The organism is Promicromonospora citrea, assembly GCF_013004695.1.
GTDB classification, from domain to species: domain Bacteria; phylum Actinomycetota; class Actinomycetes; order Actinomycetales; family Cellulomonadaceae; genus Promicromonospora; species Promicromonospora citrea.
In genome coordinates this window covers 1-16004 of record NZ_JABEMG010000101.1, presented here as the reverse complement: position 1 = coordinate 16004, position 16004 = coordinate 1, and the positions used below count along the sequence as shown (strand labels likewise).

The following is a 16004-nucleotide window of genomic DNA, read 5'->3' as shown; positions in this document are numbered from 1 at the left end:
CGGAGAACGACCCGACGTTGCCGAAGTCGCGCGGCTTGGCGACCACGGCCTCCAGGGCCTGCTCCGCGCCGCTGCCGATGCCCGCGATCGCACGGCCGGTGCCCGTGCGGGACACGTGGTACGCGCGACCTCGACGCCGGGCAGGCGTTCGCGGTCCTGGGGTTCGCCGCCGCGATGGGCCTCGACCGCCCGGGCGGCGCGGCCGGTGAGCGCGACGTGACGGGCGAGCTGATCGACGCGGTCGCGGCCACGCTGCCCGCGCGCACGCCCGACGACCTCACCGGGCTGCTGCGCGTGACCCGCCGGCTGCCGCGCTCGTCGGGGCCGCTGGTGGTGCCGGTGCTCGACCGCCTCGCGCACCGGGCCGCCGAGCTGGCGCAGGACGTGGGTGACGTCGCGCAGCGGGCGGAGACGCTGAGCGACCTGGGCGCCGCGCTGGTCGCCGAGGGCGAGCCCGACGCCGCGGTGACACACCTGCGCGAGGCCGTCCGGCTGTGGCGCGAGCTGTCCGCCGAGGACCCCGACCGGTACCGGCCGCCGCTGTGCACCGCCCTGAACAACCTGGGCATGGGGTACTGGGCCGTGGGTAGGCACGGCGACGCGCTGACCGTCCAGGAGGAGGTCGTCGCGCTGTGCCGCGCCTTCCCGCCGGGTGACGCGCCCTGGGCCGATGCCGAGCACGCCCGCGCCCTGCAGAACGCGGGGGTCTCGTACACCGAGCTGGGACGTACCGGCGAGATCGAGCCGGCGCAGCGGGCGTCGCTCGACCTCTACCGGCGTCTGGCCGCGTGGGACCCCGTGCAGTACGAGCCGCGGCTCGCCGCCGTGCTGGGCAACTTCGAGGCGCTCACGGAGAGCGGTCGGCCCGAGGACGCCCTGCCCGCGAACGTCGAGGCCGTCGCGATCCGCCGGCGCCTGGCCGCCGACAGGCCCGAGCACCTCGCGGAGCTCGCGTGGTCGCTCGGCCAGCTCGGGACGACGCTCGAGGCGCTCGGCCGGTACGAGGAGGCGGGCGTCGTGCTGGTGGAGGCGTTGGAGCTCCAGCGCCGGCTGGCCAAGGAGAACGAGCGTGGCACCCGGCCCGACCTGGCCGGCGCGCTCTCGGCCCTGGGAGCGCTCCACTCGGCGGTCGGCCGGGCCGACGAGGCGCTGCGCCTGGAGCGCGAGGCGCTCGAGATCCGCCGCGAGCTCGCGCGCGAGCACCCGGAGAAGCACCTGCACGTCCTGGCGCACTCGCTGTCCAACCTCGGCGTCACGCTCGCCCGGCGCGGCCGGTACGACGAGGCGGTGCTGCTCGAGGAGGAGGCCGTCGCCGTCCGCAGGGGCCTGGCGCGGGAGAATCCCCGGTCGCTCAAGTACCTCGCGCAGTCGCTGTGCAACCTCGGCGTGCGGTACGCCGACCTCGGCCGGTTCGAGGAGGCGCTCGAGCCGACGCAGGAGGCCGTCGACATGCTGCGCCGGCTCGTGCGCGAGCAGCCCGAGAAGTACCGCACCGGCCTGGCCGAGGCGCTCGCCAACCTCGGCGCGACGCTGCTCGACCTGGACCGGGCGGCCGAGGCGCTGCTGCCCATGCGCGAGGCCGTCGTGATGCGCCGCGCGCTCGTCCTGGAGAACCCGGACCGGCACCGGCCCGACCTGGCGCTGGCGCTGTCCAACCTGGCGAGCGCGCTGAGCGCGGTCGGCGACAACGTCACGGCGCTGGCCCACGCGCGCGAGGCCGTCGAGATGCGCCGGAGGCTCGCCGCCGACCTGCCCGAGCGGTACCTCGCCGAGCTCGAGCGGTCCAGAGCGGTGCTCGCGCGCATCGACGCGGCGATCCGCAACCCGCAGGCGCCGCGGTAGGCCCGCGCGGGCGAGCACGGCACCGGCTCAGCGGTCGGCCGCCTCCGCGAACTGGGTGCGGTAGAGGTCGGCGTACAGCCCTCCGGCGGCGAGCAGCTCCGCGTGCGTACCCGACTCGGCCACCCGGCCCTCGTCGAGCACGACGATGCGGTCCGCCGCGCGCACCGTGGACAGCCGGTGCGCGATGACGAGCGACGTCCGCCCGGCCAGCGCCTGGTCGAGCGCGACCTGCACGGCGGCCTCCGACTCCGAGTCCAGGTGCGCCGTCGCCTCGTCGAGCACGACGACGTCGGGGGCGCGCAGGAGCAGGCGCGCGATCGCCAGCCGCTGCCGCTCGCCGCCCGAGAGACGGTACCCGCGGTCACCGACGACGGTGTCGAGACCCTCGGGGAGGCGTTCGACGAGGTCCCACACGCGGGCCTGGCGCAGGACGCGCTCGAGATCGGCGTCGGTGGCCTCCGGGCGCACGAACCGGAGGTTGGCGGCCATCGTGTCGTGGAACAGGTGCGCGTCCTGCGCGACGACGCCGACCGTGGCCCGCAGCGACGCGAAGGTCACGTCCCGCAGGTCGGTGCCCGCGATGCGGACCGCGCCGGCCGTCGGGTCGTACATGCGGCTCACGAGCTGCGAGACCGTCGTCTTGCCCGCGCCGGACGGCCCGACCAGGGCGACCATCGAGCCGGCGGGCACCTCGAAGGAGACGTCGCGCAGGGTGTCGGACGTCGGGTCCTTGCGCTGTCCCGCGACCGACTCGAGCGACGCGAGCGACACCTCGTCCGCCCGCGGGTAGCGGAACGTCACGGCGTCGAGCGTGATCGAGGCGCCGCGCGCCGTCACCGCCTCGCGCAGGTCGGCGGCGTCGGGTCGCTCGGCCACCGACGGCTCCAGGTCCAGCACCTCGAGCACGCGCTCGAACGACACGAGCGCCGTCATGACGTCGACCTGCACGTTCGCCATCGCCGTCAGCGGACCGTACAGGCGGGTGAGGTAGGTGGCCAGCGCGACCACCGTGCCGACGGTGAGCTCGCCGGAGATCGCCTGGAGCCCGCCGAACCCGTAGACGCCCGCGACGGCCAGCGCCGCGATCGTCGACAGCCCCACGCGGAACCAGGTGCCGAACAGCGCCGTGCGCACCCCGAGGTCGCGGCGCTCGCGGGCCGGGCCGGCGAACCGCTCCGACTCGGTCTCCGGGTCGCCGAAGACCTTCACGAGGTGGGCGCCCGCGACGTTGAACCGCTCGTTCATGACCTGGCCGAGGTCGGCGTCGACCTCCATGCCGCGACGCGTGAGGTCGGCCAGGCGCCGGCCGAACCAGCGCGCGGGCAGCACGAAGAACGGCACGAGCACGAGGGCGCCCAGGGTGAGCTGCGGCGACATCGCGAACATCGCCGCGAGCGTGAACACGATGGTCAGGCTGTTGGAGACGACGATCTGGAGCGTCGAGGTGAAGGCGCGCTGGGCACCCAGCACGTCGCCGTTGAGGCGCTGCACGAGCGCGCCGGTCCGCGCGCGGGAGAAGAAGGCCAGCGGCATGCGCTGGACGTGGTCGAACACGGACACCCGCAGGTCGAGGATCAGCCCCTCGCCGACCTGCGACGACACCAGGCGGTCCGCGACGGACAGGCCTGCGGACGCCAGGGCGAGCAGTGCGGCGACGCCCGCGAGCAGCACGACCAGCCGGGTGTCGCCCGCCGTGATGCCGTGGTCGATGATGCGCTGGAACAGCAGCGGCGTGGCGGCGCCTGCGGCCGCCTCCAGGGCCAGGATCAGGACGAACACCGTCAGCCTGCCCCGGTAGGGGCGCGCGAAGCCGACGATCCGACGCAGCGTGTCGCGGCCGAGGCGCCGCCGCGCGACCGATCCGTCCAGGGTGAAGGACCGCAGGGCACGCCCGCCGCCGCCCGAGTGCATGCTCACCCTCGCATCGTGTCACGCGGGCCGGCCGCGGGCCGCCCCGGCGTGATCGGGACCACAGGTGTGTTACGGCGTGCGACCACACCGTGATAGAAACCGTCGATCGGGCGTCTATGCAGGTCGCCCCATATTTCGATGGATGAGCCGATGGATGTCCCGATGAACGTCGACGGTGGAGGCGCCATGCCGGTCCAGGACCCGCAGCGAGGCGGAGGCCGGGTGGCGCTGGTGGAGCTCACCGGCGCGGAGGACATGGTGGCCGCGCTCCGCAGGCTGCAGGACGAGTGGGGCCCCGTCGCCCCCGTCGACCTGGAGCCCGGCGTGCCCGGCTGGCTCGTGCTCGGGCACGCCGAGGTCATGGAGGTCATGCGCAGCGAGAGCGTGTTCGCCCGCGACCCGCGGCACTGGAAGGAGCGGCTGCCGCACGACTCGACGCTGCACGCGATCCTGTCCCCGGCGGGGCGGCGGGCGCTCTACTACGCGGACGGCGCCGAGCACCGCAGGCTGCGGCTGCCGATGGACGAGGCGTTCGCGAGCCTCGACGAGCCGCAGACGGCGGCCCTCGTGCGCGGCGTGTGCTCGGGGCTGATCGACGCGTTCGCCACGACGGGGCACGCCGACCTCATCGGCGAGTACGCGGCCGCCGTGTCGTTCCTCGCCGTCTCCGGCATGTTCGGGTTCGACGAGAAGCAGGGCATCGCCCTGCTCCGCTGCGCGCACGGCGTGTTCGGGCACGGAGGCGACGCGGTGGCGGCGCTCCAGGCCATGGACCAGATCGTGCTCGACCACGTGCTGGTGACGCGGGCGGCGCCGGGCAGCAACCTCACGGCGCGGCTCGTCGAGCACCCGAGCTTCGAGGACGACACCGAGATCGTGCACTCCATGGTCGTGGCGATCTGCGCGGCGAACGAGATGCTCGTGACGTGGATCGCCGCGACGCTGCGGCGCATGCTCACCGACCCGCGGTACACGGGGCGGATCACGGGTGTGCGCCGCGGTCTCGACGATGCGCTCGACGAGACCCTGTGGAGCGAGCCGCCCGTGGCGAACCTGCCCGCGCGGTACGCCGTCACCGACTGCACCCTCGGCAAGGTGCGCATCCGGGCCGGCGACGCCATCGTCATGGGCGTGGCCGCCGCCAACAACGACCCGCGGGTGCGGACCGACGACGACTACTTCGAGGCGAGCAACCGGTCGCACCTGTCCTTCGGCGTCGGCCCGCACACGTGCCCCGCCCGGCGGCCCGGCCGGCTCGTGGTGAAGATCGCCGTCGAGAGCCTCATGGAGCGCCTGGACCTGCGGCTGACCGACCCCGAGGTGACCTGGGCGCCGTCGCCGTGGTCGCGGTACCCCGCCGTGCTGCCCGTGCGGTTCACGCCCGAGCGGCAGAGCGCACGCACACCGGTGCGGCTGGGCGCCTGACGCCGGGGGCTCCCGTCGGACCGGACGGTCCGCCCGGACGGGAGCCCCGACGGTACTGTGGTCCCGTGCCCATGTTCCGTATCGGTCTCACCGGCGGCATCGCGGCGGGCAAGTCGGTCGCGGCGACGCGTCTGGCCGAGCTCGGTGCCGTCGTCGTCGACCACGACCTGCTGGCCCGCGAGGCCGTCGCGCCGGGGTCCGTCGGCCTGGCCGAGATCGCCGAGACCTTCGGGCCGGGCGTCCTGGCCGAGGACGGCAGCCTCGACCGGCCCGCGCTCGGTGCGCTCGTGTTCGCCGACGACGCCGCCCGCGAACGCCTCAACGCGATCGTGCACCCCGAGGTGCGGCGGCTGTCGGCGGAGCGGGAGGCCAAGGCGGGCGCCGCCGACCCGTCCGCCGTGGTCGTGCACGACATCCCGCTGCTCGTCGAGACCGGGCAGGTCGGGCACTTCCATCTCGTCGTCGTGGTGCACACGCCCGCGGAGCAGCGGGTGCGGCGCCTCGTGGCCGCCCGCGGGCTGACCGAGGAGGCCGCGCGCGCCCGCGTGGTGGCCCAGGCGAGCGACGAGGAGCGCCTCGCCGCCGCGGACGTCACCCTCGACGGCTCCCGCACCGAGGAGGACCTGCGCGCCCAGGTCGATACCCTGTGGCAGCGCGTGACCGCGGAGGTCGCGCAGGAGGCGGAGGCCGACTCCGCGTGATCCGCCCCGGCACGACCTGCCGGGCGAGGTGAGGAGCGTGCGCGATGAAGGTTCTGGTCACGGGGTTCGAGCCGTTCGGCGGTGACACCGTCAACGCGTCCGCGGACGCGGTCGCGGCGCTCGCCGCGCGCTGGGACGGGCCGGACGAGCTCGTCACCGCGGCGCTGCCCGTCGTGTTCGACGCCGTGCGCACCCCCGAGGGCCCGCTGCTGCGCCTGCTGGACGAGCACGCACCCGACGTCGTGGTCGCCACCGGGCTGGCCGACGGCGTGACCCAGGTGCGGGTCGAGCGCGTGGCGATCAACCTCATGGACGCGCGCATCGCCGACAACGGCGGCCACCAGCCGGTGGACGCCCCCGTCGCCGAGGACGGGCCCGCCGCCCTGTTCACCACGCTGCCCGCCAAGGCCGCCGTCGCCGCCGTGCGCGAGGCGGGCATCCCCGCCGGGGTCACGTACAGCGCGGGGACCTACGTCTGCAACGCGACCTTCTATGCCCTGCAGCACGCCCTCGCCGCGCGGCCGGAGGTCCGCTCGGGCTTCGTCCACGTGCCCCGCACCACCGAGGAGGTCGGCGCCGACCCGGCGGAGTCGGCGCTGACCGAGGGCGGGGCACCGCACCTGCCGCTCGACGCGCTCGCGCGCGCCCTGGAGATCGTGGTGCGCACGACGCTCGCCGGGGCGCGCGGGGAGGTCGTGGAGCCCGGCACGCCGGCGGGCGCGCTGCACTGATCCGGGCTCGTCCCTGCCGCGGTTTCCTTGCCGGTCCCTCCGGGCATGGTCGAGAATCCGACAGAACGGATAATCGGGGGTAGGGGGCAGGACCGTGGGCGACACGCGGGGGATCGGAGGCGGCACGGGGCACGCCGTGGTGGTCGGGGGGAGCGTCGCGGGCCTGCTCGCGGCCGTGGCGCTGGCCCGGCACGCCGAGCGGGTGACGATCGTCGAGCGCGACCGGTACCCGGAGCGCCCCGAGCCGCGCAAGGGCGTGCCGCAGAGCAGGCACACCCACATCCTGCTCGAGAGCGGGCTCGTGGCCATGCTCCGGTACCTGCCCGGGCTGGACGACGAGCTTCTCGCCGCGGGCGCCCAGCGGATCTTCTCGCCCACCGACTACCTGCAGAACATGCGCGGGCGCTGGTTCTCCCGCGGCCCCGCCGCGTCGTCGACCCTGTGCCTCACGCGCCCGCTGCTCGAGCACGGCATCCGCGAGCGCGTCCTGGCGCACCCGCGGGTCGAGGTGCTGCAGGCGACCGAGGCCGTCGGCCTGACCGGGTCCGCCGAGCGCGTCACGGGCGTGCTCGTCCGACGGCGGCGCGGCGACCCCCACCCGGATCAGGAGCCGACGAGGCTCGCCGCCGACCTCGTGGTCGACGCCTCCGGCCGCTCCTCGCGCGTGCCCGACTGGCTCGAGTCCCTGGGCGTCGCGCGGCCCGCCGAGGCCCGCGTCGAGTCCGGCATCGGCTACGCGACCCGGGTCTACCGCGACGGCTCGCAGGGCGAGCTGACCGACGCGCGCCTCGTCTACGTGGTGGGAGAGACCACCGGCACCGTGCTCGCACCCGTCGAGCCGGCCGGTACCTACATGGTCACGTTCGCGCTGCCGCGGGGCGTGCCCGTGCCGACCGACCCCGCGGCGTTCGAGGCGCTCGCGGACAACGATCCCCACCCCCTGGTGCGGCGGTGGCTGTCCCGGGCCGAGGCGCTCTCGCCGGTGCGCGGGTACCTGCGCACGGAGAACGTGCGCCGCGCCTACGACGACGTCGTGCCCGACGGCCTGCTCGTCACCGGGGACGCGCTGTGCGCCCTCAACCCGGTGTTCGGCCAGGGCATGTCGACGGCGGCGCTCGACGCCGTCGCGCTCGACGAGAGCCTCGCCTCGCGGCGGACGCACCGCGCGACCCAGGCCGCGCTGCTGCGCGCGTCGGCACAGGCGTGGGCCATCTCCACGGGGGCGGACAGGGCGCGGCCCGGCGTCACCGGCAACGCGGCGCGCCGGTCGCCGGCCGGCCGCGTGCTGGGCTGGTACCTCGCGCGGGTGCAGGAACGCTGCGGCGTGAACCTCGAGGTGCAGCTCACGTTCCGGCGGGTGCTGGCGCTTCTCGATCCGCCGACGGCACTGTTCCGGCCCGTGATCGTGCGCTCCGTGCTGTTCCAGCGGCCCGCGCCGCTCGGTGCCGAGCCGCCGCTGCGCCGGGCCGCGGTCGAGGCCGGCGGCGAGGGGGCGGAGCGGGTCTGACGGGTCCGCCTGGACGCCGGGGCGGGGGAGTGTCAGTGGTCGGTCGTACCGTAGAGGCATGCGACCCGTGACCGATCTGCAGCGCACGGTGGCCCCGTTCGAGGTCATCTCCGAGTACCAGCCCGCAGGCGACCAGCCGACGGCGATCGCCGAGCTGACCGAACGCGTCCAGGCGGGCGAGAAGGACGTCGTCCTGCTCGGTGCCACGGGTACGGGCAAGTCGGCGACGACGGCGTGGCTCATCGAGAAGCTCCAGCGCCCGACGCTGGTCATGGCGCCGAACAAGACGCTGGCCGCGCAGCTCGCCACCGAGTTCCGCGAGCTGCTGCCCAACAACGCCGTCGAGTACTTCGTGTCGTACTACGACTACTACCAGCCCGAGGCGTACATCGCGCAGTCGGACACGTACATCGAGAAGGACTCGTCGATCAACGACGAGGTGGAGCGCCTGCGCCACTCGGCGACGTCGTCGCTGCTGACGCGGCGCGACGTCGTGGTGGTCGCGTCCGTGTCCTGCATCTACGGCCTGGGCACGCCGCAGGAGTACGTCGACCGCATGGTCCGGCTCGACGTGGGCGACGTGGTGGACCGCGACCAGCTCCTGCGCCAGTTCGTGACGATGCAGTACACGCGCAACGACATGTCGTTCACGCGCGGCACGTTCCGGGTGCGCGGGGACACCGTCGAGATCATCCCGGTGTACGAGGAGCTCGCGATCCGGATCGAGATGTTCGGCGACGAGATCGAGGCGATCCAGACGCTCCACCCGCTCACGGGCGAGGTGGTGCGCAACGAGCAGTCGATCTACGTGTTCCCTGCGACGCACTACGTCGCCGGTCCCGAGCGCATGGAGCGGGCGATCAGCGGCATCGAGAAGGAGCTCGAGGAGCGCCTGGCCGAGCTCGAGAAGCAGGGCAAGCTGCTGGAGGCGCAGCGCCTGCGCATGCGCACCACCTACGACATCGAGATGATGCGGTCGATCGGTACGTGCAACGGCATCGAGAACTACTCGATGCACATCGACGGCCGCGAGCCGGGCACGGCGCCCAACACGCTGCTCGACTACTTCCCCGAGGACTTCCTGCTGGTCATCGACGAGTCGCACCAGACGGTGCCGCAGATCGGCGCGATGTACGAGGGCGACGCCTCGCGCAAGCGCTCGCTCGTGGACCACGGCTTCCGGCTGCCCAGCGCGATGGACAACCGCCCGCTGAAGTGGGAGGAGTTCACCGAGCGCATCGGCCAGACCGTGTACCTGTCCGCGACGCCGGGCGACTACGAGCGCTCGCTGTCCGACGGCGTGGTCGAGCAGGTGATCCGCCCCACGGGTCTCGTCGACCCCGAGGTCGTCGTCAAGCCGACGACGGGCCAGATCGACGACCTGCTGGGCGAGATCCGGGACCGCGTGGACCGCAACGAGCGCGTGCTGGTGACCACCCTGACCAAGAAGATGGCCGAGGACCTCACCGACTACTTCCTGGAGCGGGACGTGCGCGTGCGCTACCTGCACTCGGAGGTGGACACGCTGCGCCGCGTCGAGCTGCTGCGCGAGCTGCGCCTCGGCGAGTACGACGTGCTGGTCGGCATCAACCTGCTGCGCGAGGGCCTCGACCTGCCCGAGGTGTCGCTCGTGGCGATCCTGGACGCCGACAAGGAGGGCTTCCTGCGCTCGGGTCGCTCGCTGATCCAGACGATCGGCCGCGCGGCCCGCAACGTGTCGGGACAGGTGCACATGTACGCGGACAAGATCACACCCGCGATGCGTGAGGCCATCGACGAGACGAACCGCCGCCGCGAGAAGCAGATCGCGTACAACACCGAGCGGGGCATCGACCCGCAGCCGCTGCGCAAGAAGATCGCGGACGTGACCGACATGCTCGCCCGCGAGGACCTGGACACCCAGGAGCTGCTGGCCGGCGGGTACCGCAACAGCCGCAAGGCCAAGGGCGAGGGGCGCCCGGGTGCCCCGGTGCCCGGCACGCCCAAGGAGGCGGCCACGACGGGCAACCGGCTCGCCGGGGCCGCAGCGAGCGAGCTGGCGGAGCTCATCCAGGAGCTCACCGACCAGATGCACGCGGCGGCGGCCGAGCTGCAGTTCGAGGTCGCGGCGCGCCTGCGCGACGAGATCTCGGGGCTCAAGAAGGAGCTGCGGCAGATGCAGGCGGCGACGGCCTGACCGGGTCGGCGCCGGGACGAGCGCATCACGACGAACGAGACAGGCGACACGGAGGAGACGCACGATGGCGCACACGTTCCAGGTGACGTTCGATGCGGCGGACCCGCGCGCGCTCGGCGAGTTCTGGTGTGCGGTGCTCGGGTACGTGCGGGACGCGCCACCAGAGGGCTTCGCCACGTGGGAGGAGGCGCTGACCGCCTGGGGTCTGCCGGAGGACCGGTGGAACGACAAGAACGCCGTCAGCGACCCGGACGGTGCGGGGCCGCGCATCTTCATCCAGAAGGTGCCCGAGCCCAAGACCGCCAAGAACCGGATGCACCTGGACGTGAACGTCGGCGCGGGCCTGCACGGCGAGGGCAGGGTGGAGCGGGTGCGGGCCGAGGCCGAACGGGTGGTGGCCCTCGGCGCCACGCTCCTGAGCGAGGGCAGCGAGCTCGGCGACTTCTGGATCGTGATGCGGGATCCCGAGGGCAACGAGTTCTGCCTGCAGTAGCGGTAGCGGAACCGGCCCCCGGCACGGGCCGCGACAGTGGCGTGCCTCACGTTCGGGAACACTCCGGCCGTCCCGTATGCTTCCTCCGTTGGAGGGGAGTACCTCGAAACGGCCTGGTCGTCATCACAGCTGCCGATGACGCCAGCTCGGCCTGGCCGGCTCGTGGTGCATCGTCGTCTGGTTTCGGTCAGGCTGGTGCACGGGCGGGCGAGGAAGACCTCCGGTGCCCTGCTGTACACACCGGAGGCTCGATGCTGTCGCGCGTTCCTCCTCGTTCCGGAAGGAAGCAATGGTCCACGAACTTCCCGTGACCTTCGAGGTCATCGCGCTCGCCGCGATGGTCGTCCTGCTGGTGGCCGACCTGCTGATCGTCGGCCGGCGCCCGCACGTCCCCTCCATGAAGGAGAGCGCGGTCTGGGTCGGCTTCTACGTCGCCCTCGCGCTCGTGTTCGGCGGGATCGTCTGGGGTGTCGGCGGGGTCACGCCCGCGGCCGAGTTCTATGCCGGCTGGCTCATGGAGTACTCCCTGAGCGTCGACAACCTCTTCGTGTTCGTCATCATCATGGCCCGCTTCGCGGTGCCGCGGGAGCAGCAGCAGCGCGTGCTCATGGTGGGCATCATCATGGCGCTGATCTTCCGCGCGGCGTTCATCCTCGCGGGTGCCGCCCTCATCGAGCAGTTCACCTGGCTGTTCTACATCTTCGGGGCGTTCCTCATCTGGACGGCGATCCACCAGGCGCTCCCGGAGAAGGAGGAGGACAAGGACGACTACAAGGAGAACCTCCTCATCCGCCAGATGCGCAAGGTGCTGCCGCTGCACCACCAGTACGACGGCGGCAGGCTGACGACGCGCGTCGACGGGCGCAAGCTGTTCACGCCGCTGATCATCGTCTTCCTGGCCATCGGCTCGACCGACGTGCTGTTCGCCGTCGACTCCATCCCCGCCATCTTCGGCATCACGCGGGACCCGTTCATCGTGTTCGCGACGAACCTGTTCGCGCTGATGGGCCTGCGGCAGCTCTACTTCCTGCTGGGCGGTCTGCTCGACAGGCTCGTCTACCTGCCGTACGCGCTCTCCGTGGTGCTCGGCTTCATCGGCGTCAAGCTGATCCTGGAGGCGCTGCACACCAACTCGCTGTCCTGGATCAACGGCGGCGAGGGCTTCGAGTGGGCGCCCGAGGTGCCGATCTGGCTGTCGCTCACGGTGATCGTCGTGTCGCTCGCGGTCGGGACGGTCGCGAGCCTCGTCAAGTCGGCGCACGACGCGCGCAAGGAGGCGGCGCAGCCCGCCGTCGAGCGCGGCGCCGAGGGCGAGGACGGGGCGGGCACCGTCGAGCCCGCGACGGAGGCGGCCGAGGCCGCGTCCGACTCCGCGAAGTAGGGCACCGACCGACAGCGCACGGTCCGGGACGGACGGCGGGCCGGTGGCCGCGGGTGCGGCCACCGGCCCGCTGTCAGTCCGCGCGGACGGACTCCGTCAGACGACCGTGTAGTCGACCTCGATCGTGAAGACGTCGCGGGACCCGGCACGGACCCGGCCCGTGAACGCCCGGTCGTGCGCGTCCGGCTCGGCGGGCTCGGACGGTGCGACGTCGACCACGCACGCCTGGCCCGCCGCGGCCAGGTGGTCCGCGCGCAGCCGGAAGGTGCCGGGCTGCCAGCGCGCGTCCGGGCCCGCCGTGGCCGCGAGCACGTGGTCGAAGAGCGAGAACGCGGCGTAGCCGGCCACCGAGACCGGCAGGGCGGGGTGGCCCGCGAAGTGCCCTCGGCACAGCGCGGGGTCGACGGCGAGGCCGGCGGTGCCGGTGAGCCGGCCGGTGTGCGCCCCGGACCCGACCCTGACGTCGGTGAGCGGGGCGGGCGCGGCGTACGGGTTGCCGGGGCCGGTGGCGTCGGCGGCGGTCGGCAGGCCCATCAGGCGGCGGAAGACCGGGACCGACAGCACGAGGTATTCCATGTCGAGCCGGGCGACGAGGCTGCCGTCCACGTCGTACAGCTCGGTCTCGGCGACGGCTCGGTGACGGCCGGACAGGCGGGCGGTCGCGGAGCCCTGCAGGAGCAGCTCGCCGCCCTGCCCGGGCGGACGCCGGTGGACGTCCGCCCGGGGGTACATGCGCCCCACGCCGCGGTGGGCGAGGTAGTAGTGCTTCCCGGGGGCCGGGTTGGTCGTGGCAGCGGCACAGAGGCCGAGGATGGCGAGATGGCGCCCGGCCTCGGCGATGTTGATCACCGGGGCCTGGCGGCCCGTGGGCGTCTGGACGGGGACGGCGGCGTTGGCCCGCCCCGGTACGGGGACCTCGAGGTCACCGAGCGCGTAGTAGGGCGGGCTCACGCAGACGCGCGGCCCGATGTCCTCGAAGGCTGTCGTGCCGGCGGCGGTGGCAGTGGTCGTGCCGGCGGTCGTGCCAGAGGTCATGTGTTGCCTCCCGGAGCATCTGGAGCAGGGCCCGAGACCGCATCATGTGCACCCAACCACTGCCCCCGCGACCGGACATGGGTGATTTGTCGGTAAAGTCTTCACATGGCGAAGTATCGGGTCATTCCGCCAGTCCGCCGATCACCACGTCCCACGCGCGCACGCTGCGCTCGGCGATGACGCCCGCGGTCGCGAACGGGTCCTCGTCGAGGATCCGCAGCGCGTCGTCGGCCGAGCCGGCCTCGACGATCACGAGAGCCCCGACGCCGCCGTCGACGGGGCCCGACGCGCGCACGACGCCGTCGGCGTTCAGCGCGCGCAGGAAGTCCCGGTGGGCGGGGCGGACCTCGTCGCGCGTCGCGACGTCGTCGGTGTAGGTGTAGCTCACGGCGTAGATGCTCATGGCGTCAGCCTGCCACCCGTCCCGTCGTGCCGGTCAATTCCTGATGTCCTGCGGCCGAGGGGCTCGTCAGCGGGGCGCCGGGACGCCACACTCGGAGGATGGACGCACGCGCGAACCACTACGACCTCGTCGTCATCGGCTCGGGACCCGGCGGGCAGAAGGCCGCGATCGCGGCCGCCAAGCTCGGCCGACGGGTCGCGGTCGTGGAACGGCGCGACCACGTGGGCGGCGTCAGCCTGCACACGGGCACCATCCCGTCCAAGACGCTCCGCGAGGCGGTCCTGTACCTCACGGGCCTGCAGATGCGGGACGTCTACGGGTCGAGCTACCGGCTCAAGGACCGCATCACGGTCCCCGACCTGCTCGCACGGCTCCAGCACGTCATCGGGCGCGAGGTCGAGGTGGTGCGCAACCAGCTCGCCCGCAACCAGGTCGAGACCGTGGTCGGCAGCGCCCGGTTCGCCGGACCGCACGAGATCGAGGTGACCGACGCCGACGGCGACGTCGTCCGTCGCCTGGGTGCCGACAAGGTCGTCGTGGCGGTCGGCACCCGGCCCGCCCGGCCCGCCCACGTGGAGTTCGACGGCGTCCGCGTCGTCGACTCCGACGGCATCCTCGACATGTCGGAGGTTCCGCGGACCATGGTCGTGGTCGGCGCCGGCGTGATCGGCATCGAGTACGCCTCGGTGTTCGCCGCGCTGGGTACGCGGGTGACGGTCGTCGAGTCGCGCCCCCGGATCCTCGACTTCTGCGACTCGGAGGTGGTCGAGGCGCTCAAGTTCCAGCTCCGCGACCTGTCGGTCACGTTCCGCCTCGGGGAGACGGTCGCGTCGGTGTCGGCGGGGGAGAGCGGCACGGTCACGACGCTCGCGTCCGGCAAGCGCGTCCCCGCCGACTGCGTGCTCTACTCCGCGGGCAGGCAGGGTGCGACCGACGGGCTGCAGCTCGCCGCGGCGGGCCTCGAGGCGGACGCGCGGGGACGCCTCCAGGTCGACAAGCAGTTCCGCACCGACGTCGAGCACATCTACGCCGTCGGTGACGTCATCGGCTTTCCCGCGCTCGCGGCCACGTCCCAGGAGCAGGGCAGGCTCGCGGCCTACCACGCGTTCGGCGAGCCCGTCTCGTCCGTGCTCGAGCTGCAGCCCATCGGCATCTACACCATCCCGGAGATCTCCTACTGCGGGGACACCGAGGACCAGCTCACCACCGCCGGCGTGCCGTACGAGGTGGGCGTCGCGCGCTACCGGGAGCTCGCGCGCGGCCAGATCATCGGCGACTCCTACGGCATGCTCAAGCTTCTGGTCTCCACCGAGGACCGCAAGGTGCTCGGGGTGCACGTGTTCGGCACGGGGGCGACCGAGCTCATCCACATCGGGCAGGCGATCATGACGACGGGCGGCACCGTGGACCATCTCGTCGACACCGTGTTCAACTACCCGACGCTCGCCGAGGCCTACAAGGTCGCCGCGCTCGACGCGACCAACAAGATGCGCGACCTGGAGCGCTTCGACCTCTGACCGTCCGGCCGGACCGGGTGGCCGCCGTCTCACCGAGACCAACTTGTTGTGTTCAAAGAATGAACAAGTATGCTTCCTGCCCTTGCCGGGCCCGTCACCCGTCCGGTTGACTTTGTTCTCGTGGTGGTCTCGGAGCTGTCGACCCGGTTGGCCGCTGCGGTCCGGGCCGCCCGCGCCGCGGCAGGCCGCGGCCTGCCGCAGGACGCCGCCCAGGACGTCCCGCGCGACGACGCCGCCTGGCCCACGACGCTGCTCGACCCCGCGCGCGAGCTCGTCCCGTTCCTCGGCCGTGAGCGGGAGCTCGCCGAGCTGACCGGCTGGGCGGAGACCGACGCCCCCACCCGCCTGCGCCTCGTCGTCGCGCCCGCCGGCTACGGCAAGACCCGGCTCGCCCAGGAGTTCGGCCGGCGCATGGCCGCAGCCGGCTGGGCCGTCGTACCCGTGGCGCGCGGCAAGGAGGCCGCGGCGGCGCGCACCCGCCCGCCCGGCGACGTGCTGTTCGTCGTCGACCACGCCGCGACCCGGCTCGGCCTGCCCGCCATGCTCGACGGGCTCGCCCGCCCGGCCCGCGGCCGCACGCGCGTGCTCCTGCTCGCCCGGGTCGCGGGCGAGTGGCTGCGTCGTCTGCGGTGGAGCTCGTCCCTGTGGGACGGGCTCGACCGTGACGACGCCACCCAGACGGCACTCGACCTGCGCCTCGACCCGCAGGTGCCCGACGCGGTGGTGCTGGACACCGCCGTCTCCGCGTTCGCACGGCACCTCGGAGCCCCGGACCCCGGCGTCGCCGCCGTCCGGCTCACCGACCCCGCCGGCGGCAGCCGCGTCTCGGACCTGCACGCGGGCGCCGCGCTCGCGGTGCTCGCCGCGGCCGGCGCACCCGTG

Annotated in this window: 13 protein-coding genes; 10 read left to right on the top strand and 3 right to left on the bottom strand. The window is 73.3% G+C overall.

Annotated elements, in window-relative coordinates; translation table 11 throughout:
- The first annotated feature begins 174 nt into the window (after positions 1 to 174).
- Positions 175 to 1842: a tetratricopeptide repeat protein gene (locus tag HLB15_RS17225; protein WP_171106979.1), complete on the top strand. Its 1668-nt coding sequence runs from the start codon at positions 175 to 177 to the stop codon at positions 1840 to 1842.
- 27 nt (positions 1843 to 1869) lie between these two features.
- Here the strand turns inward: HLB15_RS17225 and HLB15_RS17220 are convergent, their stop codons facing one another.
- Positions 1870 to 3753, bottom strand: coding sequence for an ABC transporter ATP-binding protein (locus HLB15_RS17220; protein WP_171106983.1), 1884 nt, complete (start codon positions 3751 to 3753; stop codon positions 1870 to 1872).
- 150 nt (positions 3754 to 3903) lie between these two features.
- Between HLB15_RS17220 and HLB15_RS17215 the strand changes: the two genes are divergently transcribed.
- The 7 genes from HLB15_RS17215 to HLB15_RS17185 all read left to right on the top strand — a co-directional run bounded on the left by HLB15_RS17215 (position 3904) and on the right by HLB15_RS17185 (position 12167).
- Positions 3904 to 5178 carry a cytochrome P450 family protein gene (locus tag HLB15_RS17215; protein ID WP_229785671.1) on the top strand — a complete coding sequence of 425 codons (1275 nt, stop codon included), beginning with the start codon at positions 3904 to 3906 and terminating at the stop codon, positions 5176 to 5178.
- A 71-nt stretch (positions 5179 to 5249) separates the two neighbouring features.
- On the top strand, positions 5250 to 5879 hold the full coding sequence (coaE, locus tag HLB15_RS17210) for a dephospho-CoA kinase (protein ID WP_171106981.1): 630 nt from the start codon (positions 5250 to 5252) through the stop codon (positions 5877 to 5879).
- Positions 5880 to 5923: 44 nt separating this feature from the next.
- Entirely contained in the window at positions 5924 to 6610 is a 687-nt protein-coding gene (gene pcp / locus HLB15_RS17205; protein ID WP_171106978.1) for a pyroglutamyl-peptidase I, read from the top strand.
- A gap of 94 nt (positions 6611 to 6704) precedes the next feature.
- The gene (locus tag HLB15_RS17200) at positions 6705 to 8117 is read left to right on the top strand and encodes an FAD-dependent oxidoreductase (RefSeq protein WP_212760003.1); all 1413 of its coding nucleotides are present in this window, start codon (positions 6705 to 6707) and stop codon (positions 8115 to 8117) included.
- A gap of 58 nt (positions 8118 to 8175) precedes the next feature.
- Positions 8176 to 10293, top strand: a complete 2118-nt coding sequence (gene uvrB / locus HLB15_RS17195) for an excinuclease ABC subunit UvrB (RefSeq protein WP_171106977.1) — start codon at positions 8176 to 8178, stop codon at positions 10291 to 10293.
- A 64-nt stretch (positions 10294 to 10357) separates the two neighbouring features.
- Positions 10358 to 10786, top strand: coding sequence for a VOC family protein (locus HLB15_RS17190; RefSeq protein WP_171106976.1), 429 nt, complete (start codon positions 10358 to 10360; stop codon positions 10784 to 10786).
- A gap of 289 nt (positions 10787 to 11075) precedes the next feature.
- The gene (locus HLB15_RS17185; RefSeq protein WP_171106975.1) at positions 11076 to 12167 is read left to right on the top strand and encodes a TerC family protein; all 1092 of its coding nucleotides are present in this window, start codon (positions 11076 to 11078) and stop codon (positions 12165 to 12167) included.
- Positions 12168 to 12263: 96 nt separating this feature from the next.
- Here the strand turns inward: HLB15_RS17185 and HLB15_RS17180 are convergent, their stop codons facing one another.
- Both HLB15_RS17180 and HLB15_RS17175 read right to left on the bottom strand, forming a co-directional pair.
- On the bottom strand, positions 12264 to 13202 hold the full coding sequence (locus HLB15_RS17180) for a hypothetical protein (protein ID WP_171106974.1): 939 nt from the start codon (positions 13200 to 13202) through the stop codon (positions 12264 to 12266).
- Positions 13203 to 13323: 121 nt separating this feature from the next.
- Positions 13324 to 13605 carry a YciI family protein gene (locus HLB15_RS17175; RefSeq protein ID WP_171106973.1) on the bottom strand — a complete coding sequence of 94 codons (282 nt, stop codon included), beginning with the start codon at positions 13603 to 13605 and terminating at the stop codon, positions 13324 to 13326.
- A 98-nt stretch (positions 13606 to 13703) separates the two neighbouring features.
- On the opposite strand from HLB15_RS17175, the gene sthA reads away from it, so the two are divergent.
- Positions 13704 to 15122: a Si-specific NAD(P)(+) transhydrogenase gene (gene sthA, locus HLB15_RS17170; RefSeq protein WP_171106972.1), complete on the top strand. Its 1419-nt coding sequence runs from the start codon at positions 13704 to 13706 to the stop codon at positions 15120 to 15122.
- A gap of 120 nt (positions 15123 to 15242) precedes the next feature.
- The coding region (locus HLB15_RS17165) for a hypothetical protein (RefSeq protein ID WP_212760002.1) at positions 15243 to 16004 on the top strand (762 nt) is incomplete at its 3' end.

Excerpts from the sequence above, each read along its gene's own strand:
- HLB15_RS17225 (WP_171106979.1), top strand. The coding sequence starts at position 175 with ATGGGCCTCGACCGCCCGGGCGGCGCGGCCGGTGAGCGCGACGTGACG.
- HLB15_RS17180 (WP_171106974.1), bottom strand. The coding sequence starts at position 13,202 with ATGACCTCTGGCACGACCGCCGGCACGACCACTGCCACCGCCGCCGGC.
- pcp (WP_171106978.1), top strand. The coding sequence starts at position 5,924 with ATGAAGGTTCTGGTCACGGGGTTCGAGCCGTTCGGCGGTGACACCGTC.
- sthA (WP_171106972.1), top strand. The coding sequence starts at position 13,704 with ATGGACGCACGCGCGAACCACTACGACCTCGTCGTCATCGGCTCGGGA.
- HLB15_RS17220 (WP_171106983.1), bottom strand. The coding sequence starts at position 3,753 with ATGCACTCGGGCGGCGGCGGGCGTGCCCTGCGGTCCTTCACCCTGGAC.
- HLB15_RS17215 (WP_229785671.1), top strand. The coding sequence starts at position 3,904 with ATGGATGTCCCGATGAACGTCGACGGTGGAGGCGCCATGCCGGTCCAG.
- coaE (WP_171106981.1), top strand. The coding sequence starts at position 5,250 with ATGTTCCGTATCGGTCTCACCGGCGGCATCGCGGCGGGCAAGTCGGTC.
- HLB15_RS17185 (WP_171106975.1), top strand. The coding sequence starts at position 11,076 with ATGGTCCACGAACTTCCCGTGACCTTCGAGGTCATCGCGCTCGCCGCG.
- uvrB (WP_171106977.1), top strand. The coding sequence starts at position 8,176 with ATGCGACCCGTGACCGATCTGCAGCGCACGGTGGCCCCGTTCGAGGTC.
- HLB15_RS17190 (WP_171106976.1), top strand. The coding sequence starts at position 10,358 with ATGGCGCACACGTTCCAGGTGACGTTCGATGCGGCGGACCCGCGCGCG.
- HLB15_RS17175 (WP_171106973.1), bottom strand. The coding sequence starts at position 13,605 with ATGAGCATCTACGCCGTGAGCTACACCTACACCGACGACGTCGCGACG.